The organism is Nonomuraea turkmeniaca, from assembly GCF_005889735.1.
GTDB classification, from domain to species: Bacteria; Actinomycetota; Actinomycetes; order Streptosporangiales; family Streptosporangiaceae; genus Nonomuraea; species Nonomuraea turkmeniaca.
The window spans coordinates 1-19,509 of sequence record NZ_VCKY01000202.1; the positions used below are offsets into that span (position 1 = coordinate 1).

Below are 19,509 nucleotides of genomic sequence, written 5' to 3' on the forward strand. Positions count from 1 at the left end.
GCGATGCCGGACGGATCGCGTCGCCACCGCGCCTCGGGCCGCCGCCGCAGCGCTCCCAGCCCGGTGCACGGCGCGTCCAGCATGACCCGGTCGAACACGCCCGGCCGCCAGGCGGGCTCCGTCCCGTGGAAGCTGTAGAGCCGGGCCAGCTCCTTGTACGCCAGCAGCGGCGCCACCGCCGGATGGTCGATCTGCTTGAGCTCCCACGACCGGGTGCTCTTCAACGCCACCCCGGCCCCCTTGAACGCCTTGACCAGCTGCTGCACCGAGTCGGGATTGACCGGATGCCCGAACGCCGCCGTCACCTCGTCGGCCAGCGCCTGCAGCTTGGCGGGCCGCATGCCGTGCACCGGCCGCGGCCCGAGCAGCTCGGTCAGCAGCGCGTCGTGCACGTCCCTGCGCCACGGCATGCCGTCGTAGGCCATCTCGGCCGCGATCAGCGCCCCCGCCGACTCGGCCGCGACCAGCAGCCGGAACCTCCCGGGCTCCGGCAACGCCTCGATCCGCCGCAGCTGGCCGGCCAGCACCTCGGCCACCGCCTCCGCGGCGAGCGGCTCGGGAGCGAAGAGCGTGTCCGGCATGTCCGGCTGCTCGTCGGGCACCGGCAGCCCGTGCAGCCGGGCGTGGGCGGCCCTGGCCGAGCGGCCCTCGCCGTAGCGGCCCTCGTGCGCGAGCAGCAGCCCCTCGGTCAGCGCGATGTCGTGGCAGCGCGCAACCCGCACGCCCGCACGCAGCAGCGCCGGATAGGTCTCCCGCGTGTCGGCCCACACCCACCGCGGCCGCTCGGCCGCCTCGATCTCACGGACGGCCCCGGCCAGGTCCGCGATGCGGCGAGCCGCGCCCCCGACCGGAAGCACCGTCTCGCCTGCGACCACGACGTACACGCACTCAAGAGTGCCAAATGCCTACGACAAACTGATGCGCACCTCGTCCTCGACCGGCGGCTCCAGCTCCTGTGCCAGGCACCCGGTGGCGGCGAAGCACCGCAACGTCAGCTCCTCGGGCGTGACCGACACGTGCAGGAACTGCTTGAAGAACGGTGGTGTGTCCCAGTCGGACAGCTCGGACAGGTAACGGTGGAACGCCTTGTCCACGGGCAGCCGGAACGGCCACGGCCAGGCCCCGAGCAGCCGCGCCGCCCACCGCATCCGGCGCGTGATCTTCACGGGACCCTGGGGCGTCCTGACGGGCTCGTTCTTGATGTGCTCCGACATGATGCACACGGCCTCCTCGGGCCTGAGGTAGAGCCACTTCATCCGCAGCCGGCGCGCGTACAGCTGGCTGTAGAACGACAGCGAGTCGCCGCGCAGCGGATAGCACTTGAAGTCGTCCTCGTGCACCCCTGCCACGTCGACGCGGCCGATCGTGTGCGTCGCGTGCATGAACGCGCCGCCGCCGCCCGCCACGACGTACTGGATCTCCCGGTCGCCGACCTTGACCGGATACCGCTGGTAGTTGTGCACGTCTCCGCCGATGGCCGCGACGTACCGGTGCGCCGGGTCACGCACGATGTCGTCGATCGTGCCGCCTTCCTCCAGCGGTGACGGCTTGTAGGCGTTCGCGGTGTAGATGGGCTTGCCGGTCACGAGGATCTTCGGCCGGGGATCGAGCGAGACGCGGCGCAACCACGCGGTCTGCGCCTTGTCGATGACGTTCGTGATGCCGGTGTCCACGCCGACGATGAGCAGGCTGTCGCTCTCGATCGCCCAGTACGGCCCCGGCTGCTCGGCCTGCTGCGACGGCTTGCCCCTGAGCGAGCGCGCCACGTCCAGCCGCTTCTCGTCGATCGTCTCCGGCTTGCGCCACAGCAGCCCGCGCAGGCCGGGGTCCGGCTTGGGCTTGAGCGGCGGCGCGTCACAGAAGACCCGCATGAAGCCGCCGAGCCCGTCGTACCAGTCGTGGTTGCCGGGGATCGCGTAGATCGGGGCGTCATAGTCCTTGTACGGGCGGAAGAACTTGTCCCCGTACTCGTTGCCGGATCCCGTCGGATAGATGACGTCACTGGCGACGATGGCGAAGGATGTCCCTTCTCCCACTTTGAGCATTCCAGGAACGACCGCGTATTGAGAGGCATCTCCCTCACCGGTATCCCCCAGCAGCAGAAAACTGAAATTTCCCCCAACGGATGGCTTGATACGAAATTCCGGGTCTATCCCGCGCGCTTCCTGGGCAGCCACCCATCGCACCCGCACCTCCCCCGACGGATCACCGAACAACCCGGCGAGGATCTCGTTGCGCGAACGCCAGAGAGTCGCCAAATTGAGCCAGCTGAACCCGTGACCATTAGGCTTGAGCTGGGCAAACGACCCGATCTGCGCACAAGCCCACCCCGCGCCCGCTTCCGACACCCTTGAGGAAACCTGTTTACCGCGCTCCGCCGCGACTTCCACCATGACCACATCTTTACCGTGATCTACCATTCGCGCATCCCGAACTCTCTGTACCACACAGAACACAGAAGGTGCGCAATGGTGTAGCCTCACCCCCCAAGCAAGCGGTTGGGACCGCCAAGGGGAGGCTTCCCATGACGCGTAGCGGCCCGGACGACGCGCCCAGAAAAGGTATGTCCGAGGCGAGGGCGATCGAGGGTTTGCTGGCATATGCCCAGAAGCGACCCCGGTGGGGCAACGCCGCGATCGACTGCCTGAGCGAGGCCATCGCCAGGAGCCGCGCCTTGGCCAGGGAGTGTCCCGGCGAGCACACGGAGCTGCTCGCGCGCTGCCTCGGCACGGCGGCCAAGGTGCTGCTCAAGCGGCGCCGGGCCACGGAGGCGCTGCCGCTGGCCGAGGAGGCGGTGACGCTCACCCGCGCGGGTGGCGGCGCCCCGCTGGTGGTCTCGCTGCAGCGCCTGGCCGCCGTGCTGGAGGCGCTCCACCGCTACAGCGACGCCGCCGCGACGATGGCCGAGGCGGACAAGGTCACCCCGCCGCCGGAGTCCTGACCGCCTCCGCGGCAGGCGGCCGGACACCTCAGCCGGAATGCCGGATCAGCACGCCGGGATTGAGTATCCCGGCCGGGTCGAGCCGGGACTTGATCGCCTCCAGGACGGCCACGCCGACGGGGCCGAGCTCGGCGGCGTAGGCGTCCCGGTGATCGCGGCCGACCCCGTGGTGGTGCGTGATCGTGCCGCCCGCCTCGATGATGGCGGTGTTCACCGCCGCCTTGGCCCGCTCCCACTGCGCCACGGGGTCGTCCTCCTGCGCGGTGACGACCGTGAAGTACAGCGACGCGCCGGTCTCGTACACGTGCGAGATGTGGCACATCACGAGCGGTGAGCCGAGTTCGGCGAGCAGGGTCAGCCGCACCGCGTCGTAGAGCCGCGGCAGGTCGGCCCAGAACCCGGCCGTCTCCAGCGTCTCCACCGTGGCGCCGGCCGCGAGCAACGCGTCCCTCAGATACGGGGCGGAGAAGCGGCCGCGCTCCCACTCCTCGCCGGGCACCTCTCCCACCGGTTCGCCGCCCATCCGCTCCAGCACGGCGGCGACCGCGTCCCGCCGGGCGGCGAGGGTGATCCCCCGTTCCGTGACCGGCCGGCCCTCGTAGCCCACGATCGCCAGGCAGCCCGCCTCGCCGCCCGGCTCGATCGTCTCCGGCTTGGCCAGGCCGACCATCGTCTCGGTCTCGTCCGACAGCCGGATCACGGCCGGCAGCGGGCCTTCCTGTGCGATCGCCCGCAAGGCCGCGCCGCCCGCGGCGAACGACGCGAAGCGCCACCTCTCGTACAACCGCTGGGCGGGGGCGCGCCGCACTCGCAGGCGCAGCGAGGTGATGACCCCGAAGACACCCTCCGAACCGAGCACGAGCTGCCGCAGATCGGGACCCGCCGCCGACTTGGGCGCCCGGCCGAGGTTCAGGTCGCCCGACGGCGTGGCCACGGTGAGGCCGACGACCATGTCGTCGAAGCGGCCGTACCCGGCGGAGGCCTGGCCGCTGGAGCGGGCCGCGGCGAAGCCGCCGAGCGTGGCGTACTCGAACGACTGGGGAACGTGACCGAGCGTCAGCCCGTGCGCGGCGAGCAGTCGCTCGGCGTCGGGAGCCCGCACGCCCGGCTCGAACTCCGCCGTCATCGACTCGGCGTCCACCGACCGCAGCCGGTCGAGCCGGCCGAGGTCCAGCGCGATCACGCCCGTGCAGCCGGCCCGGGAGGCCTGGAGCCCGCCCACGACCGAGGTGCCGCCGCCGAACGGCACGACCGCGATCCGCTCTCCGGTGCACAGCCGCAGCAGCGCGGCCACCTCCTCGTGCGAGCCCGGCAGCACCACGGCGTCGGGCGCGTCCGAGCCGTCCCCGGCGCGCATGCGCAGCAGGTCGGGGGTGGATTTGCCGCGTGTGTGCCGGACGCGGTCCTCGTGCGAGGTCAGCACGTGCTCCTCGCCCACCACCCCGGCCAGCGCCCGCAACACGGGCTCGGGCAGGGCGACGGGCGGCAGCCGCACCGACTCCAGCGTGGCGGCGGGGGCGGCCGGCGGGCGCACGCCCAGCAGGTCGTGCAGCAGCTTCAGCACGGAGTCCGGCAGCTCGCGGCTCTGGGCGGGGTCGCCCCAGCCGGACCACGACATCGGTTCTCTAGGCACGCTTACACTGTGACATATGACGTCGATTCGTCACAATGACGGCGTTCTTGACGCGGCTCGCGACTGCGTGCTGGCCTACGGGGTACGCAGGACGACGCTCACGGACGTGTCGCGCCGGGCGGGCGTGTCCCGGATGACGATCTACCGCCGCTGGCCCGACGTGCGCGCGCTGGTCGCCGACCTGATGACCAGGGAATGGGTACACGTCGTCGCGGACCTGGACACGGCGGACCCGGTGCGCGCGGTCGTCGCCGGGGTGCGGGGGCTGCGGGCGCACCCGCTGTGGCGGAAGATCGTGGAAGCGGATCCCGAGCTGCTCCTGCCCTACCTGCTCGACCGGCGGGGCGCGACCCACGAGGCCGTGCTACGGGTGCTGGAGCCGGCCGTCGGGGATCCACGCAAGGCCAGGGCGGTACTGCTGGTGGCGCAGTCGTTCCTGCTGTCGGCGCCCACCATGCTCGACCCCGTGACTCTCGACGAGCTCGATGCCGAGCTCGCCGCCCTGCTGGAGGCCTACCTGTGAGAAGCTCGCTGAACGCCCGCCGCCGCGCCCGCGAGTTGCGCGAGGTCGCCGAGGAACGCGTGGACGTGCTGGTGGTGGGGCTCGGCGCGACCGGGGCGGGCGCCGCGCTCGACGCCGCCTCGCGCGGGCTGAGCGTGGCCGCGATCGACGCGCACGACCTGGCGTTCGGCACGTCCAGGTGGAGCTCGAAGATGATCCACGGCGGCCTGCGGTACCTGGCCAAGGGCCAGGTCGACGTCGCCTACGAGAGCGCGGTCGAGCGCGGGATCCTCCTGCGCAGGACGGCTCCGCACCTGGTCAAGGCGCATCCGTACGTGCTGCCGCTGACCTCGGCGGTCTCCCGCCGGCAGGCGGCGCTGATCATGGCCGGCTACCGGGCCGGGGACGCCCTGCGCGCCGCCGCCCGCACCCCGCGCCGCCTGCTGCCCGGTCCGACGCGGCTCAACGCGGCCAGGGCGCACACGCTGGCGCCCGTGGTGAACGATGAGGGCCTGCGCGGCGCGCTGCTGTCGTGGGACGGCCGGTTGCTCGACGACGCCCGGCTGGTGGTGGCGATCGCCAGGACCGCCGCCGGGCACGGCGCCCGGGTGCTGACCCGCTGCCGCGCGCTGCGGTTGTCGGACCGCGGCGCCGACGTGCGCGACGAGCTGACAGGTGAGCACTTCACCATCCGCGCCAAGGCCGTGATCAACGCCACCGGGGTGTGGGCGGGCACCCTCGACCCCCAGGTGAAGCTGCGGCCGTCACGCGGCACCCACCTCGTGCTGAGCCCGGGGACGCTGCCGGGGTTGATCGCCGGCATGCACCTGCCCATACCTGGAGAGAGCAACAGATTCGCGCTCGTTCTGCCTCAGCGCGACGGCCGAGCGTACGTCGGCCTGACGGACGAGCCCGTGGAGGGGCCGGTGCCCGACGTCCCCGAAGCGCCCGAGGAGGACGTGAGAGCGCTTCTGGAGGTGCTGAACGGGGTTCTCGGGACTCGGGTGACCAGAGAGGCGGTTGCGGGCGTCTACGCGGGCCTCAGGCCTCTTCTGGCGGCCGACGGGCGCACGGCCGATCTCTCTCGGAAGCACGCGGTGGTGTCGGACGGCGGCGTGATCACCGTGATCGGCGGCAAGTTGACGACATATCGGCGCATGGCCGAGGACGCGGTGGATCGAGCGGTCTCGTCCAGGAACCTCCCGGCAGGCCGGTGCCGCACCCGGAAGATCCCGCTCGTGGGCGCCGGGCCGCAGCCGTCCGGCGTGCCCGCCCGCCTGGCCGAGCGGTACGGCAGCGAGGCCGATGCCGTGCACGAGCTCGTCAAGGCATACCCGGAGGAGGTCGGGCTCGGCATCACCGAGGGCGAGCTGATGTGGTCGGTCCTGCACGAGGGCGCGCTCGACGAGGACGACCTGCTGGACCGGCGGACCCGGATCGGCCTGGTCAGAACGGACAGGGACCGCGCCCTGACCGCGACACGGGACGTACTGGAGCGAACCAGCCACGCCTGACCCCACCGATCCGTTAGGTTAGTCTTACCTAATTCGACGGAGAAGAGGGGGAGCGGCGTTGGCCAGGGGCTGCGAGCATCCTGTGGGGTGTCACACCGGGAAAATGCCCACGCTGGCCAGCGCCACCGTGGGAGCCCGGCTCTGGCTGCTCATCGAGCACAACGGGGCCTGGCCGTCCCATCTCGAAAGCTTTGAACTTCCTGAAGAAATCTCGGAACTCGTCCGCCGCGCGCTCGAACGCGGTATCAGGCCCCAGCTGATCCGCCGCCCCGGCAAGCGGACCCGCCCACGGGAGCAGGGCATCCGTGTGCTATTGGCGTACGCGGTTGGAGAGCACCCCTGGCTGGCAGGCGGCGTCATCGCAGGTCCTGAAGATCTTGACCTGGACGCGCTGGTGGCCGGAGTGGTCCCGGAGTCCTGCATACTTGAAGACGAGCCGGTATTTCTGGTCTGCACGCACGCCAAGCGCAATGTGTGCTGCGCCCGCATTGGACTACCCCTCGCTCGGTCCCTGGCCGATTCACTGCCGGACAGAGTATGGGAAACGTCACACGTTGGCGGCGATCGCTACGCCGCCAACCTCGTGTGCTTGCCACACGGAATTTTCTACGGCAGCATGTCTCAGGCTGCTGCACTGGCAGCGGCTAACGCGTACCGGTCGGGCGAGGTCATCCTCGACCGCTACCGGGGACGCGCAGGCATCCCTGAGCCATTGCAAGCCGTCGAGCACTTCGCCCGAGCCCATACGGGAGAGTGCTCTGTCGGCGCGGTGGCCGTGGAATCCTCCAGGTCGGACGGTGACGTCACCGTAGCCATCGTGCGTTGCGGCGACGTCCGGCTCCAGGTTGTGGTTGAGCCATCGGCGTTCACAGCGCCGTGTGGCACGGCTTGCGCCGAGACGATCACCACCTACCGGCTGGTTTCGCTGGACAGGCTCGCGCCTGTGCGGTACGCCACGCCCGCCCTTGCCTGAACTGGGAACATCACGGCCATACGTTGCGTTGGAACAGTGACGCCAAAAGCGTCCAATGCGGCTCAATTACCGAAATACCTCTCACGAAGGTGGTTTTCTCATGTCTCAGGTACGTCGGCAGCTCGCCCGCCCGCGCCCCAGCTGGGGTTGGCAGGATGATGCCGCGTGCCGGGGTGAGGACCTCGTGCTCTTCTTCGGCCCCGATGGGGAGCGGCAGCCCGAGCGTGACGTACGCGAGCGGAAGGCCAAGGCGATCTGCGCCCAGTGCCCCGTTCGCACTGAGTGCCTTGACTACGCGCTGTCCCGGCCAGAGAAGTACGGCACGTGGGGCGGTCTCAACGAGGACGAGCGCGCCTCCGAGCGGCGCCGTCGTATGCGCCGCGCGGCCAGCGCCGGCATCTCCGCCGCCTGACACACCCGGCAGCGACATCAGCATCGCATGATCAGGCAGTTGTCCCGATGAACCAGAGTCTGGCCCTCCACGCGCAGGCTCTGGCGAACCCGGTCGGGACAACCGCCTGATCAAGCGGGTTCTCCGCACCTCGCCGATCGAGCACATCGCCGATCGAGCGGATCCCCCGGCCAGGAGACGTCATACCGCCAGGCTGACACCTGGCGGTCATCGTCTGTTGCCGTACGTTCGGGGTCCCGTCATATGGCCGCCCTAGGGTGCCCGCCATGAAACGCATCGCCATCCTGATGTGCGCGGGCGCGGCGGCCCTGTCCCTGGCCGCTCCCGCCGCCGCCGATCCCGGACGTCACGGCCACGAGCCCGGCTTCGGGCAGGCCACGCTGACGGGGTTCGCCTCGCTGCCCGCGCTGACCTTCGTCCCCGGCAGTGAGCCGTCGGGATCCTCCTTGGGCAGCGCGCCCGTCAACGGGGTCACTCCGCCCTTCTCCGGCCAGCCCGTGCAGGGCTTCAGCGGCATCGTCCGCCGCCACGACGGCACCTTCGAGGTGCTCTCCGACAACGGCTTCGGCAACAAGGCCAACAGCTCGGACTTCCTGCTGCGGGTGCACCGGGTCAAGCCGGACTTCTCCGCCAAATCTGTACAGGTGCTCGGCGGGTTCAACCTGACCGATCCGCGCGGGCTGGTGCCGTTCCCGCTCACCCGGCAGGACCGGCAACTGACCGGCGCCGACTTCGACGTCGAGTCGATCGTGCGCACGGTGGACGGCACCTACTGGATCGGCGACGAGTTCGGCCCGTTCCTGCTGCACTTCGACCGCAAGGGCCGGCTGATGGAGGCGCCGATCGAGCTGCCCGGCGTCCGCGCGCCCGAGAACCCGAACCTGAACGGCGCCCAGCCCAACCTGGGCGGCAGCAAGGGCTTCGAGGGCATGGCCAGGTCCGTGGACGGCCGCCGCCTCTACCCGCTGCTCGAGGGCACGGTGGCGGGCGACCCGGCGGGGACGCTGCGGATGAACGAGTTCGACCTGCGCGAGCGGGCCTACACCGGACGGCGGTGGACGTACCGGCTGGACTCGCCCTCCCATGCCATCGGTGACGCGATCGCGGTCGACGCCGACCGGTTCCTGATCATCGAGCGGGACAACCTGCAGGGCGACGCCGCCCAGGTCAAGCGCATCTACCTGGCGGACATGCGGGACAAGGACGGCGACGGCGCACTCGACAAGACGCTGGTCGCCGACCTGCTCGACATCGCCGACCCGCGTGGCCTCGGCGGGACGCCGGGGACGTTCAGGTTCCCGTTCCAGACGATCGAGGACGTCGTCATCCTCGACGACCGCACGCTCGGCGTCCTGGACGACAACAACTTCCCCTTCTCCAACGGCCGCACGCCGGGCAAGCCGGATGACAATGAGTTCATCACCCTTCGCCTGACCCGCGGCCTCAAGGCGGACCCCCGCGTCTACCGGTAGACGCCGCCCCGGTTCGGCCGGTGGCCCGGCCACCGGCCGAACCGTAGAGTGCCTGCCATGACATCTCCCGAGCGCTCGCCCGTGACCGCCGACGACCTCGACGAGGCCGTCCGGCTCGCCCTCGACGTCCTCCGGCAGGCCCCGGACGACGCCTGGGAGGGCAAGGCGGGCTCGCTGGAGTGGACGTGCTGGGAGACCGCCGAGCACCTCGCCGACGACCTGTTCGCGTACGCCGCCCAGCTCGGGCTGCGGACGCCGCCCCTGGACCGCTACGTCCCTTTCGCCCTCATAAGCCGCCGGCAGGGCGGTCCCACGGAGACCATCCGCGCCGACCTTGAGGCCGGGCCGACCGGACTGTTGCAGGTGCTGGACGCGTGCGGCGCGATGCTGGCCGCGATGGTGCGCACGACGCCACCGGGCATCCGCGGGCACCACGGTTTCGGCGCGTCGGATCCCGAGGGCTTCGCCGCCATGGGCCTCGTCGAGACGCTCGTGCACACCCACGATCTGGCCGAGGGCCTGGGCCTGTCGTGGACGCCGCCCCGGGACATGTGCGCCCGGGTGCTGGCCCGGCTCTTTCCCGACGCCCCCGGGGACACCGACCCATGGGCGACGTTGTTGTGGGCCACCGGCCGCGCCGAGCTCCCCGGGCGCCCGCGCCTGACCGGGTGGCGCTGGCACGGCGCGCCCCGCGAGTGACCGGCGAGTGACCCGGGAGTGGCCGAAACCTGCTCCCGGACTCGACCGTATTCCCGTGCCTCAACCGTTCTCAGCCGATCTCCAAGCGCCCTCAGCGCGCCCTCAGACGATCAGGTCGTCGAACTCGCCGTCCTTGGCCCCGAGGACGAACGCGGTGATCTCCGCCTGGGTGTAGACCAGCGCGGGTCCTTCGGGAAAGCGTGAGTTGCGCATGGCGATCTCCCCTGTGGGCAGGTTCGCGACCTCGACGCAGTTGCCGTTGGGGTTGCTCCTCTTGCTCTTGCGCCAGACGACGGGAAGGCGGCCGGCGGGTGTTCCGTTCCGGAACTCGTGCATGGGGGCAGCTCCTCGCGATCTTACGGATGCACGTGCATCCGCGTTTGCGAGGTGACAATACGGCAACACGTTGATCTCCATATACCGGACGACCAAAAATCCCGGTATGGAGTGGATCACACGGACATCAGGCGCTCATTCGGAAATCAGGCGTTCCAGAAAGCGCCTGGTCTCCTTCGGCGTCTCCGCCTGGATGCTCAGCCGGTCCATGACCTCCATGTAGTGGTCGGAGTCGGCGGGTTTGTCCAGGTAGAGGGCGCTGGTGAGCTGCTCCATGTACACCACGTCGGGCAGCTCGGGCTCCGGGAAGCGCAGGATGCTGAACGGCCCCCCCGCCGCCGCGTGGCCGCCACGGTCGAACGGCATGATCTGCACGGTGACGTTGGGGGATTCGGTGACCTCCAGCAGATGGGTGATCTGCTCCCGCATCGTGTCCGGGCCGCCGAGCCTGCGGCGCACGACGGCCTCGTCGATCACCGCCCAGAGCGTCAGCCCGCTCTCGAGCCGCTTCTGCCGGGTGGTGCGCACGGCCACCCGCCGGTCCATCTCCGCCGGCGTCGCCTTCTCGTGGGCCAGCTCGATGACGGCCCTGGCGTAGTCGGGGGTCTGCAGCAGACCGGGCACGAACTGGTTCTCATAGGTGCGGATGATGGAGGCGGCGCCCTCGAGACCGATGTAGACCTCGAACCACGAGGGCAGCACGTCGGTGTACTTGTGCCACCAGCCAGGGGCGTTGGCCTGCTTGGCGAGGTCGAGCAGCGGCTGACGTTCGGCCGGGTCGGTGACGCCGTACAGGGTGAGCAGATCGGCCACGTCACGCTGCTTGAAACTGACCTGGCCGAGCTCCAGTCTGCTGATCTTGGCATGAGATGCGCGAATCGAGTACCCGGCGTCCTCGCGCGAGATACCCTTCTCCGTACGGAGCCTGCGGAGTTGGGTTCCGAGCAGGATACGCAGCACCGTCGGGCTTCCCGGCGAATAGCTGAGAAGCTTCCCTTCCGCGCTTTCTGCGCTCACTGCTCCCACTCCTAGATCGTCTGCACGTGCAGATGCGTTTAGCATCTGTAAACTACGAAAAGTCTTGCATTGGTAAGCACTCCCCGTAAAGATGGGCATCGGATCACCAGACCGCGCTTCGGGGGCCAGAATGACGACTTTCGACGCTCGGCCGCAAGCCGCCATCGGTTCCCGGCCACCAGGATGGCTTTCGTCCATTCTGGTGGATGGCCGTGCCGGTGACTGCGACGCTGTGTTCCCGTTCCACCAGCGTTCGGCGCTCGAGCCCGCCTGCGTGGCCACGGCCAGGCGGTTCGTCGATCAGACGCTCACCACGTGGGGCGTGATCGAGATCGCCTTCGACGCTCAGCTGGTGGTATCCGAGCTGGTGACCAATGCGATGCGGCACGGCGGCGGGGCCGTGCAGCTCCGGCTGCTCGCCCACCAGGCCGAGCTGGCCTGCGTGGTGACCGATCACAGCCAGACCGTCCCGGTGGCCGCCGCGCCCGACGTGTTCTCGGAGTACGGGCGAGGGCTGCGGCTGGTGGACGCCCTCTGCACGACCTGGGGATGGCTGATCCCCGGCGGTCCGCGCAAGCTGGTGTGGGCCGTGCTCGCGGGCTGAGCCCGTCAGGACCGGCCGAGCAACTCCAGCACGTCGGCGTCGCTGAGCTGCTCGAAATGCTCGTACCACTGTCCTACCGCCCTGAAGTCGATCGGCATCAGAAGCACCACCACCTCGTCGGCCTCCTCCCGCATGGACCGCACCGTCTCGCGGGCTCCCACCGGCACGGCCAGCGTCACCTTGGCGGGCTTGTGCGTGGCGACCGCCCTGAGCGCGGCACGGGCGGTGCCGCCGGTGGCCAGGCCGTCGTCGACCACGATCACCTCCCGGCCCTCCAGCGGGGGCAGCGGGCGGTCCCCGCGGTAGGCGTGCACCCGACGGGCCAGCTCCCGCCGCTCCTGCTCGACGACGTCCGCGACGGACTCGGGCGTCATGCCGAGCCGGTGCAGCAGCCGCAGGTCGAAGACCGGCTCGCCGCCCTCGGCTATCGCGCCGACGCCCAGCTCGGGCGTCGGCGGATAGCCGATCTTCCTGGTCACCAGCACCTCGAGGTCGGCGTCGAGCCTGCGCACGATGGGCACGGCCACCGCCACGCCGCCGCGAGGCAGCGCGAGCACGACGGGGTCGTGCGCGTCCTGCAACCGCTCGGCAAGCCTTTCACCGGCCTCGGTGCGGTCTGCGAAGAGCTCCATGACCTGTGCCTACCCCGCAGGCATGCTCTCCTCGCCTGCCGGCAGCCCAGCCGTTGAAACCGCAGGCCATCCCGGACACCTGCAGGGGCGGACGGGACTGGGCAGGCGCCCGACTCCCGGCCCGAGACGGCCTGGCCGGGACGGTCAAGTGCGGTTTCTACCGGAGCGGCGCATCTCCTTTGTGATGACCTTCCACTTGTTCTGCTGCTCCTTGCGCAGCCGCGCGTCGGTGCGGCTGGCCATCCAGGCGGCCTCGCGCTGCAGCTTGCGCCAGCTCTCCAGGCGCCGTTCCGGCAGTTCACCGCTCTCGAGCGCCGCCAGCACCGCGCAGCCGGGCTCGCCGTTGTGCCCGCAGTCGCCGAACCTGCACCGCTCGGCCAGCGTCTCGATGTCGGAGAAGACGAGATCCACCCCCTCCCCGATGTCGTAGAGCCCGATCCGCCGGATCCCCGGCGTGTCGATGACGAGCCCGCCACCACGCAACGGAATCAGCTCCCGGTGCACGGTGGTGTGCCGGCCGCGCCCGTCCGCGGCGCGTACCTGCTGGGTGTCCATGACCGTCTCCCCGGCCAGCGCGTTGACCAGGGTGGACTTGCCGGCTCCCGACGGGCCGAGGATGACGGCCGTACGGGAGCCGCCGAGGTAACCGCCGACCAGCTCGACCCCGTCCCCGTGCAGCGAGGAGACGGCGTGCACGTCCACCCCGGGCGCGGCCACCCGCACGTCGGCGAGCAGATCGTCGAGGCCCTGCTCGAACAGGTCGGACTTGGTGACGAGCACGACGGGCGTGCCGCCGGACTCCCAGGCCAGCGCCACGAGCCGCTCGATCCGGCCGAGGTCGGCGAAGTCGGTGGAGTGCATGGACGGCTCGGCCACGAACACGACGTCGACGTTGGCCGCGAGCACCTGGCCCTGGCCGTCGCCCGACAGGCCGCCGATCGAGTCGCGGCTCACGCCGCCCCTGATGAACGCGGTCGTCCGAGGGAGCACCTCGTCGAGCTCGTAGCGGCCCTCGGGCAGCAGCCGCAGCGCGACCCAGTCACCGACGCACGGCAGCGCGACGGGGTCGGCGGCCGACGCCCGGCGGACGTGGGCGGCGTACTTGACGTGGATGTGTCCGTCGGCCGCGATCACTTCGGCCGCGCCGCGGTCGACGCGGGCCACGCGGGCGGGAACGGTGCCGGCAGGCAGCTCGGCGGCGCGGAGATCGGTCCAGCCGAGCAGAGAAAGATCGTAAGACGACAACTGAGTGAGACCTTTGATTCGAGAAGGAACCGGGCAGCGTCAGATGAGCGCCCGGAGGTGGACTGACGGCACGTTGAACACGACGACCCGCATAGTCCTCACCTCCTCGATCGGTTGCCGGGGGCGACTCTACGCACCTGTCCCGAAGGTTGCAATCACATTTTGGTCTGGCGTTCTGTTGAACCCTGCCCGGGCGGCCGGCCGTACCACCTGCCGACGGACGCGAGAAAGGGGAATGATGCGAGCGAGCACGTATCCCCCGCCCTCGGCCGACGGAGCCGCCCCGATGGGCAAGCCGCGCTCACGCCACCGGATCCGGCGCATGCGCCTGGATCACGAGGCGCTCGACGACGAGGTGGCAGTGTCCGCGCTCTACCGGGAGTATCACAGGCCGCTGCTGGCCTTCGTGATCCGGCTGACGGCGGGCGATCGGCAGTGGGCGGAAGACGTGGTGCAGGAGACCATGATCCGGGCCTGGCGCAGCGCTGAGCAACTCGATCCTGAGGCCGTCTCACTCATGCCCTGGCTAGCCACGGTCGCCAGACGTATCGTGATCGATGACCGGCGGCGCAGGGACGCCCGCCCCCAGGAGTCGGGCGACGGGCCGCTGGAGAGCATGCCCGTGCCGGACGAGATGGAGGGTCTCCTGCACCAGGTGGTCGTGTCAGAGGCGCTGAAGGCGTTGTCGCCGGCCCACCGCGAGATCCTCAACGAGACGATCCTGCGGGACCGGTCGGTCAACGACGCCGCCGTGGCTCTCGGCATCCCGGTGGGCACCGTGAAGTCCCGGGTCTACTACGCCGTTCGCGCGCTGCGCATCGCATTGGAGGAGAGGGGGGTGACGGCGTGACATCGAGAGTCGAGCACACGGACGTGGGCGCGTACGCGCTAGGGCTGCTCGAGGACGAGGACAAGGAAGCGTTCGAGGCCCATCTCCTCTTCTGCGCCTCCTGCCGCTCCGAGTTGTCCGAGCTGGCCGGCGTGGCCAGCGTGCTGAACGGCATCGGGCCCGTGGAGGACGATCGCCCGCCTTCGCCGGCCCCGGCGATCGACATGCTGCGCCGCAAACGCGCGGCGGACAGGAGGACGCGCAGGGGGACGTTCGTGATCGGGATGGCCGCGGCGGTCACGCTGGTGGCGGGCGGGCTGACGGTCGGCACGCAGCTCAGCGGGGCCGAGGCGCCGCAGGTCGCGCAGGGTTCCGAGCACATGGCCCACATGGGCCCGGCCGAGCAGTTCTACGCCGACGGCCGGCCCATCGAGGGCAAGGGGGTCGACGGGATCACCGGCGGACTCGTGGTGGAGTCCAAGGGGTGGGGCACGCACGCGGCCCTCAAGCTCGCCGGGGTCGAGGGGCCCTTGGAGTGCGAGCTGATCTCGGTCTCCAAGTCAGGTGAGCGCCGGGTGATGACCGGGTGGTCCGTGCCTCCAGCCGGGTACGGAGTGCCGGGGTCGCCCGATCCGCTCTACATGCACGGGGGCAGCGCGACGCAGCTGAAGGACGTCGATCATTTCGAGGTGGTCACCTCGACAGGTAAGAAGTTGCTCACCGTCGAGGCCTGATCCTCGTTTTCCGAGCCCTCCCGCCGCTGGTGGGAGGGCTTTTTTTCGGCGCCGCTCCTTGTGTGGAAATTTACGGATAACTGGGTTGAACCTCTGCGGGATTCCGCGCGTACTGCTTGCCGTACCAACCGGAATATCGAGCCCTATATGGGGTTTCATCATGTCTATCCGAAAGTTCATGATTCCTAGCGCTCTGCTGGCCACTGTCCTGATCGCGGGGCCGGCGCCCGCGCAGGCCTCGACTGCCTCGACTGCCTCGACTGCCTCGGGTGATGAGGTCTACTTGGCGGCCGGGTTGCGCAGCGCGAACGAGGTGGGCGCCCCGGGTGACGCCGACGGGCGTTCGACGGTCGTGCTCAAGATCAGCGGGGACGAGGTGACGTTCGCCGCCCGCTGGAACAAGATCGGCATGCCTACCGCGGGGCACGTCCACGCGGGCGGCAAGGGTGTCAACGGCGACGTACGGCTGGAGTTCTTCACCAAGCCGCTGCCCACCACCGTGCTCGGCGTCACCGGCACCCTCAGGGCCGACCCCGAGCTGGTCAAGGCGCTCCTCGACAACCCCGGCGGCTTCTACGCCAATCTGCACGACGCCGCCCACCCCAAGGGCGCGGTACGCGGCCAGTTCCACCGGCTCAGCCAGCGGATCGACCTCAACGGCGTGCTGCACGGCAGCGACCAGGCCACCCTGTTGGCCCGCGCCGACGCGGCCCAGGAGGTCCAGGAGGTCCAGGAGAACGACGGCGAGCAGCGCGGCGACCAGGACGGGCAGGCGACCTGGTGGCTGCGCCCCGACGGCGCGTCCATCGCCTACACCGCCCACTGGTCCGGGCTCGGCCCGGTCACCAACGGGCACGTGCACAAGGGCACGCCCGGCAGCAACGGTCCCGTGCTCGCGGACCTGTTCGCCGGCGCCCTCCCGCAGAACGTGACCGGCGTCGCGGGGGTGACGCCGGTCTCCTCCAAAACCGTCACGCGCATCGCCGCGGACCCCGGTCGCTACTACACGAACCTGCACGCCGCCGACTTCGCCGGCGGCGCCGTACGCGGCCGGCTGTCCGGCACGCCGTTCACCCACCCGCGCGCGCTCACGGCCGACGTGCTGCGCGGCGAGCAGATCTACTCCTGCGCCCAGCAGCCGTCCGGCGCGTACGCCTTCACCCAGCTGGGTGTGACCGCCAAGCTGCGGCGCGGCATCGACCACTCGTTCGTGACGCCCGGCTCGGGGCCGCCGCAGTGGATCGCCCCCAACGGCAGCGCCGTCCGCGGCGCGGTCGTCACCAGAACGCCCAACGGCGAGACCAACATCCCGGAACTGGTGCTCAACGCCACCCAGTCAGGCACCCCCACGGGCCTGCTCGCCCACACCACGCAGATCCTGCGCCTGAACACCACCGGCGGCGTCGCCCCCACCGGCGCCTGCCGGCCCGGCTCCCAGGCCACGGTCCCGTACGGGGCCGACTACATCTACCTCGGCTAAGGCCTGGCCAGGGGGACGACTCGGTCCCGTCCTTCTGGCCAGGCCCTCCCCGGCCGGCGCGGCGCCCATCCCGGGTCCCGCCGCCCGGCCACCGCGACGGGGCACTCCGGCCCGCCCCGCTCGCGAAAAAGCGCCCCGCCGCACGCAGGAGCCCGTGCGGCGGGGCGCTCCGTTGCTCCGTGCCGTCGACCGGCGGCTTCTGACGACCGCGCATCGACGCCGACGGCGCGACACGGGCCGTTCGCCGCACCGGCGTCCAGCGCACGTGCGACGGCCAGGGTGGGAACCACGGAACCCGGTCAGCGGAACGCCGTAACGGCGGCGCGCCACTGACCGGGTCAGAAAGCGTCTCCCTGGACAGAGCCCAGCCGGCGACGGCGGTTGGAGAAACCCGGCCCCGCCGTAAAAGATGGGCCTGAAGACCAGGGACGTAAAGATGGGTCCTAAAGACCAGGAGCGGGGAACTGCGCGGTCAGCTCGCTGACCTCCTGATGCACCCGGCTGATGACATCCTCGGCGTCACCCTTGGCGAGGGCGGTGACGACCTCGTCCATCCAGGCGCCGATCTGCCGCATCTCCGTCTCCCCCATACCCCGCGAGGTGACGGACGGCGTGCCGATGCGGATCCCCGACGGATCGAACGGCTTGCGCGTGTCGAACGGCACCGTGTTGTAGTTGGTCTCCAGCCCGGCCCGGTCGAGCGCCTGCGCCGCCGGCTTGCCACCGATGCCCTTGGGCGTGAGGTCCACCAGGATCAGGTGGTTGTCGGTGCCCCCGGACACGAGGTCGAACCCGCGCGAGGCGAGCTCTTCCGCCAGGGCCTTGGCGTTGGCGACGACCTGGTGCGCGTACGCCTTGAACGCGTCGGTGGAGGCCTCCCGGAGCGCGACGGCGATGGCGGCGGTGGTGTGGTTGTGCGGGCCACCCTGCAGGCCGGGGAAGACGGCCTTGTTGAGCGCCGTGGCGTGCTCGTCGCTCGTGGCCATGAGCATGGCGCCGCGCGGGCCGCGCAGCGTCTTGTGGGTGGTCGTGGAGATCACGTCGGCGTGGCCCACCGGGGACGGGTGCGCGCCGCCCGCGACCAGGCCGGCGATGTGGGCGATGTCGGCGGCCAGCACGGCCCCGACCTCGCGCGCGATGGAGGCGAAGCCCTCGAAGTCGATGGTGCGGGGGATGGCGGTGCCGCCGCAGAAGATCAGCTTCGGCCGGTGCTCGAGCGCGAGCTGCCGCACCTCGTCGAGGTCGATGCGGCCGGTGTCCTTGCGTACGCCGTAACGCACCGGGTTGAACCACTTGCCGGTGGCCGAGACCGACCAGCCGTGCGTGAGGTGACCGCCGAACGGCAGCCCCATGCCCAGCACGGTGTCGCCGGGCTGCAGGAACGCCATGTAGATCGCGAGGTTGGCGGGCGAGCCCGAGTAGGGCTGGACGTTGGCGTGGTTGACGCCGAACAGGGACTTGGCCCGCTCGATGGCCACGGCCTCGACCTGGTCGATGACCTGCTGGCCCTCGTAGTAGCGCTTGCCGATGTAGCCCTCGGAGTATTTGTTCGTCAGGACGGTGCCGGTGGCCTCCAGCACGGCCCTGGAGACGTAGTTCTCCGACGGGATGAGCTTGACCGTGTCGGCCTGGCGGCGCTCTTCCGCCTTGATGAGGTCGGCGATCTGCGGGTCGACGCTAGCGAGAGAACTCATGACTCTCCTGTCATCGTTGACAACGTGCGAAGACCCAGGCGCACGGCCTCCGCTCCTTTCGCTCCCCGGTGGTCGTTCCCACCCAATGCGCCAGTCGCGTCTCGCTCTAGACGATAGCGGATCCGCCAGGGGCTCACTGCTTCCTGATCTGCGGGTTCAGCCGGAGGTGACGGCGACGTTCTTGATCACACCGAGCGGTCCGAGGTTGACGTCCACCTTCGCCGCGTCCTCCGGCAACCCGCCGAAGACGGCCCAGAGCTGCAGCTGCGTGCCGCCCTCGAACGGCGCGCTCGGCAACTCGGCGCACTGGCAGGCATCGCCCTTCCTGGCCGGGTAGATCGGGTTGCCCACACCGGGCGGCACGATGCTCACCTTCGACACGGTGTGGTCGAAGATGTCCTTGCCGAGCTTGTCGTAGAGCGGAGCGTTGTCCTTGCCGACGTTCTTGACCGTCCACTGCAGGCGCGCCGTCGTGCCCTGCCGCGTGAGCGAGTCGACCTGCACGCGGAAGGTGCTGCCCAGAGCCTCGATGGTGGCGGCCACGGCAGGAGTGCCTGGCTGGCTGCCGCGCTCCTCCCACGGGCGCACCACGGCGAGCGTCACGCCCGCGCCCAGGACGGCGGCGAGCACTCCGACGACGACCGGCAGCCAGGACCGCCGGGGGCGGCGCGTGGGGGCGACGGGTGGCGGGGAGACGACCGGCGTCCACGTCTCCGACACCATCCTGGTGGCGGCGGCCACCGGCACTTCCGTGCGGCCCAGCAACTGGTCCATGAGCCCCTGCGCGGTCGG

The 19,509-nt window shown here is 70.4% G+C and carries 18 protein-coding genes, 2 pseudogenes and 1 riboswitch; of the genes and pseudogenes, 11 read left to right on the top strand and 9 right to left on the bottom strand.

What is annotated here, in order from left to right:
• Positions 1 to 884: pseudogene (locus ETD86_RS40620) on the bottom strand (bifunctional 3'-5' exonuclease/DNA polymerase); the annotation flags it as partial.
• A 21-nt stretch (positions 885 to 905) separates the two neighbouring features.
• The gene (locus ETD86_RS40625) at positions 906 to 2,348 is read right to left on the bottom strand and encodes a metallophosphoesterase family protein (RefSeq protein ID WP_425465689.1); all 1,443 of its coding nucleotides are present in this window, start codon (positions 2,346 to 2,348) and stop codon (positions 906 to 908) included.
• Between the two features lie 176 nt (positions 2,349 to 2,524).
• Here ETD86_RS40625 and ETD86_RS40630 point away from each other — a divergent pair, with 176 nt between their 5' ends.
• Complete coding sequence (locus ETD86_RS40630; RefSeq protein ID WP_138671954.1) at positions 2,525 to 2,941, top strand: hypothetical protein; 417 nt, start codon at positions 2,525 to 2,527, stop codon at positions 2,939 to 2,941.
• A 28-nt stretch (positions 2,942 to 2,969) separates the two neighbouring features.
• Here ETD86_RS40630 and ETD86_RS40635 read toward each other — a convergent pair whose 3' ends face one another.
• The gene (locus ETD86_RS40635; protein ID WP_138671969.1) at positions 2,970 to 4,559 is read right to left on the bottom strand and encodes an FAD-binding oxidoreductase; all 1,590 of its coding nucleotides are present in this window, start codon (positions 4,557 to 4,559) and stop codon (positions 2,970 to 2,972) included.
• 31 nt (positions 4,560 to 4,590) lie between these two features.
• Between ETD86_RS40635 and ETD86_RS40640 the strand changes: the two genes are divergently transcribed.
• From ETD86_RS40640 to ETD86_RS40665, 6 genes are all read left to right on the top strand, one after another.
• Positions 4,591 to 5,097 carry a TetR/AcrR family transcriptional regulator gene (locus ETD86_RS40640; RefSeq protein WP_138671955.1) on the top strand — a complete coding sequence of 169 codons (507 nt, stop codon included), beginning with the start codon at positions 4,591 to 4,593 and terminating at the stop codon, positions 5,095 to 5,097.
• Entirely contained in the window at positions 5,094 to 6,590 is a 1,497-nt protein-coding gene (locus ETD86_RS40645) for a glycerol-3-phosphate dehydrogenase/oxidase (protein ID WP_138671956.1), read from the top strand. The genes ETD86_RS40640 and ETD86_RS40645 overlap by 4 nt, the downstream gene beginning before the upstream one ends.
• 103 nt (positions 6,591 to 6,693) lie before the next feature.
• Positions 6,694 to 7,563, top strand: coding sequence for a sucrase ferredoxin (locus ETD86_RS40650; protein ID WP_246148997.1), 870 nt, complete (start codon positions 6,694 to 6,696; stop codon positions 7,561 to 7,563).
• A 100-nt stretch (positions 7,564 to 7,663) separates the two neighbouring features.
• Positions 7,664 to 7,975: a WhiB family transcriptional regulator gene (locus ETD86_RS40655; RefSeq protein ID WP_101784355.1), complete on the top strand. Its 312-nt coding sequence runs from the start codon at positions 7,664 to 7,666 to the stop codon at positions 7,973 to 7,975.
• 266 nt (positions 7,976 to 8,241) lie between these two features.
• Positions 8,242 to 9,447, top strand: coding sequence for an esterase-like activity of phytase family protein (locus tag ETD86_RS40660; protein ID WP_138671958.1), 1,206 nt, complete (start codon positions 8,242 to 8,244; stop codon positions 9,445 to 9,447).
• Between the two features lie 57 nt (positions 9,448 to 9,504).
• Positions 9,505 to 10,146, top strand: coding sequence for a maleylpyruvate isomerase N-terminal domain-containing protein (locus ETD86_RS40665; RefSeq protein WP_138671959.1), 642 nt, complete (start codon positions 9,505 to 9,507; stop codon positions 10,144 to 10,146).
• Positions 10,147 to 10,248: 102 nt separating this feature from the next.
• Here ETD86_RS40665 and ETD86_RS40670 read toward each other — a convergent pair whose 3' ends face one another.
• Positions 10,249 to 10,482, bottom strand: a complete 234-nt coding sequence (locus tag ETD86_RS40670; RefSeq protein WP_127935054.1) for a DUF397 domain-containing protein — start codon at positions 10,480 to 10,482, stop codon at positions 10,249 to 10,251.
• Positions 10,483 to 10,617: 135 nt separating this feature from the next.
• The gene (locus ETD86_RS40675; RefSeq protein ID WP_138671960.1) at positions 10,618 to 11,499 is read right to left on the bottom strand and encodes a helix-turn-helix domain-containing protein; all 882 of its coding nucleotides are present in this window, start codon (positions 11,497 to 11,499) and stop codon (positions 10,618 to 10,620) included.
• Between the two features lie 232 nt (positions 11,500 to 11,731).
• Here ETD86_RS40675 and ETD86_RS40680 point away from each other — a divergent pair, with 232 nt between their 5' ends.
• A complete protein-coding gene (locus ETD86_RS40680; protein WP_211370630.1) occupies positions 11,732 to 12,103 on the top strand; it encodes an ATP-binding protein in 372 nt (123 codons plus the stop codon).
• Between the two features lie 5 nt (positions 12,104 to 12,108).
• Here ETD86_RS40680 and ETD86_RS40685 read toward each other — a convergent pair whose 3' ends face one another.
• The gene (locus ETD86_RS40685) at positions 12,109 to 12,735 is read right to left on the bottom strand and encodes a phosphoribosyltransferase (RefSeq protein ID WP_138671962.1); all 627 of its coding nucleotides are present in this window, start codon (positions 12,733 to 12,735) and stop codon (positions 12,109 to 12,111) included.
• A 144-nt stretch (positions 12,736 to 12,879) separates the two neighbouring features.
• On the bottom strand, positions 12,880 to 13,980 hold the full coding sequence (gene rsgA, locus ETD86_RS40690) for a ribosome small subunit-dependent GTPase A (RefSeq protein ID WP_138671963.1): 1,101 nt from the start codon (positions 13,978 to 13,980) through the stop codon (positions 12,880 to 12,882).
• A 286-nt stretch (positions 13,981 to 14,266) separates the two neighbouring features.
• On the opposite strand from rsgA, the gene ETD86_RS40695 reads away from it, so the two are divergent.
• The 3 genes from ETD86_RS40695 to ETD86_RS40705 all read left to right on the top strand — a co-directional run bounded on the left by ETD86_RS40695 (position 14,267) and on the right by ETD86_RS40705 (position 17,023).
• Positions 14,267 to 14,830, top strand: a complete 564-nt coding sequence (locus tag ETD86_RS40695) for a sigma-70 family RNA polymerase sigma factor (protein WP_170223516.1) — start codon at positions 14,267 to 14,269, stop codon at positions 14,828 to 14,830.
• Positions 14,827 to 15,543 carry an anti-sigma factor family protein gene (locus ETD86_RS40700; RefSeq protein ID WP_138671964.1) on the top strand — a complete coding sequence of 239 codons (717 nt, stop codon included), beginning with the start codon at positions 14,827 to 14,829 and terminating at the stop codon, positions 15,541 to 15,543. Before ETD86_RS40695 ends, ETD86_RS40700 begins: the two co-directional genes overlap by 4 nt.
• A gap of 178 nt (positions 15,544 to 15,721) precedes the next feature.
• Positions 15,722 to 17,023 (top strand): CHRD domain-containing protein, encoded by a 1,302-nt coding sequence (locus ETD86_RS40705; protein ID WP_170223517.1) that lies wholly within the window; start codon positions 15,722 to 15,724, stop codon positions 17,021 to 17,023.
• A 443-nt stretch (positions 17,024 to 17,466) separates the two neighbouring features.
• Here ETD86_RS40705 and ETD86_RS40710 read toward each other — a convergent pair whose 3' ends face one another.
• Both ETD86_RS40710 and ETD86_RS40715 read right to left on the bottom strand, forming a co-directional pair.
• Positions 17,467 to 18,717 carry a serine hydroxymethyltransferase gene (locus ETD86_RS40710; protein ID WP_138671966.1) on the bottom strand — a complete coding sequence of 417 codons (1,251 nt, stop codon included), beginning with the start codon at positions 18,715 to 18,717 and terminating at the stop codon, positions 17,467 to 17,469.
• 25 nt (positions 18,718 to 18,742) lie between these two features.
• A riboswitch (ZMP/ZTP riboswitch) is annotated at positions 18,743 to 18,825 on the bottom strand.
• A gap of 48 nt (positions 18,826 to 18,873) precedes the next feature.
• A pseudogene (locus tag ETD86_RS40715) lies at positions 18,874 to 19,509 on the bottom strand (hypothetical protein); the annotation flags it as partial.

Bases quoted from the DNA above. Each gene is read 5' to 3' on its own strand.
- ETD86_RS40650 (WP_246148997.1), top strand. From the start codon at position 6,694: ATGCCCACGCTGGCCAGCGCCACCGTGGGAGCCCGGCTCTGGCTGCTC.
- ETD86_RS40660 (WP_138671958.1), top strand. From the start codon at position 8,242: ATGAAACGCATCGCCATCCTGATGTGCGCGGGCGCGGCGGCCCTGTCC.
- ETD86_RS40630 (WP_138671954.1), top strand. From the start codon at position 2,525: ATGACGCGTAGCGGCCCGGACGACGCGCCCAGAAAAGGTATGTCCGAG.
- ETD86_RS40665 (WP_138671959.1), top strand. From the start codon at position 9,505: ATGACATCTCCCGAGCGCTCGCCCGTGACCGCCGACGACCTCGACGAG.
- ETD86_RS40705 (WP_170223517.1), top strand. From the start codon at position 15,722: ATGATTCCTAGCGCTCTGCTGGCCACTGTCCTGATCGCGGGGCCGGCG.
- ETD86_RS40655 (WP_101784355.1), top strand. From the start codon at position 7,664: ATGTCTCAGGTACGTCGGCAGCTCGCCCGCCCGCGCCCCAGCTGGGGT.
- ETD86_RS40710 (WP_138671966.1), bottom strand. From the start codon at position 18,717: ATGAGTTCTCTCGCTAGCGTCGACCCGCAGATCGCCGACCTCATCAAG.
- ETD86_RS40685 (WP_138671962.1), bottom strand. From the start codon at position 12,735: ATGGAGCTCTTCGCAGACCGCACCGAGGCCGGTGAAAGGCTTGCCGAG.
- ETD86_RS40695 (WP_170223516.1), top strand. From the start codon at position 14,267: ATGGGCAAGCCGCGCTCACGCCACCGGATCCGGCGCATGCGCCTGGAT.
- ETD86_RS40670 (WP_127935054.1), bottom strand. From the start codon at position 10,482: ATGCACGAGTTCCGGAACGGAACACCCGCCGGCCGCCTTCCCGTCGTC.
- ETD86_RS40640 (WP_138671955.1), top strand. From the start codon at position 4,591: ATGACGTCGATTCGTCACAATGACGGCGTTCTTGACGCGGCTCGCGAC.
- ETD86_RS40635 (WP_138671969.1), bottom strand. From the start codon at position 4,559: ATGTCGTGGTCCGGCTGGGGCGACCCCGCCCAGAGCCGCGAGCTGCCG.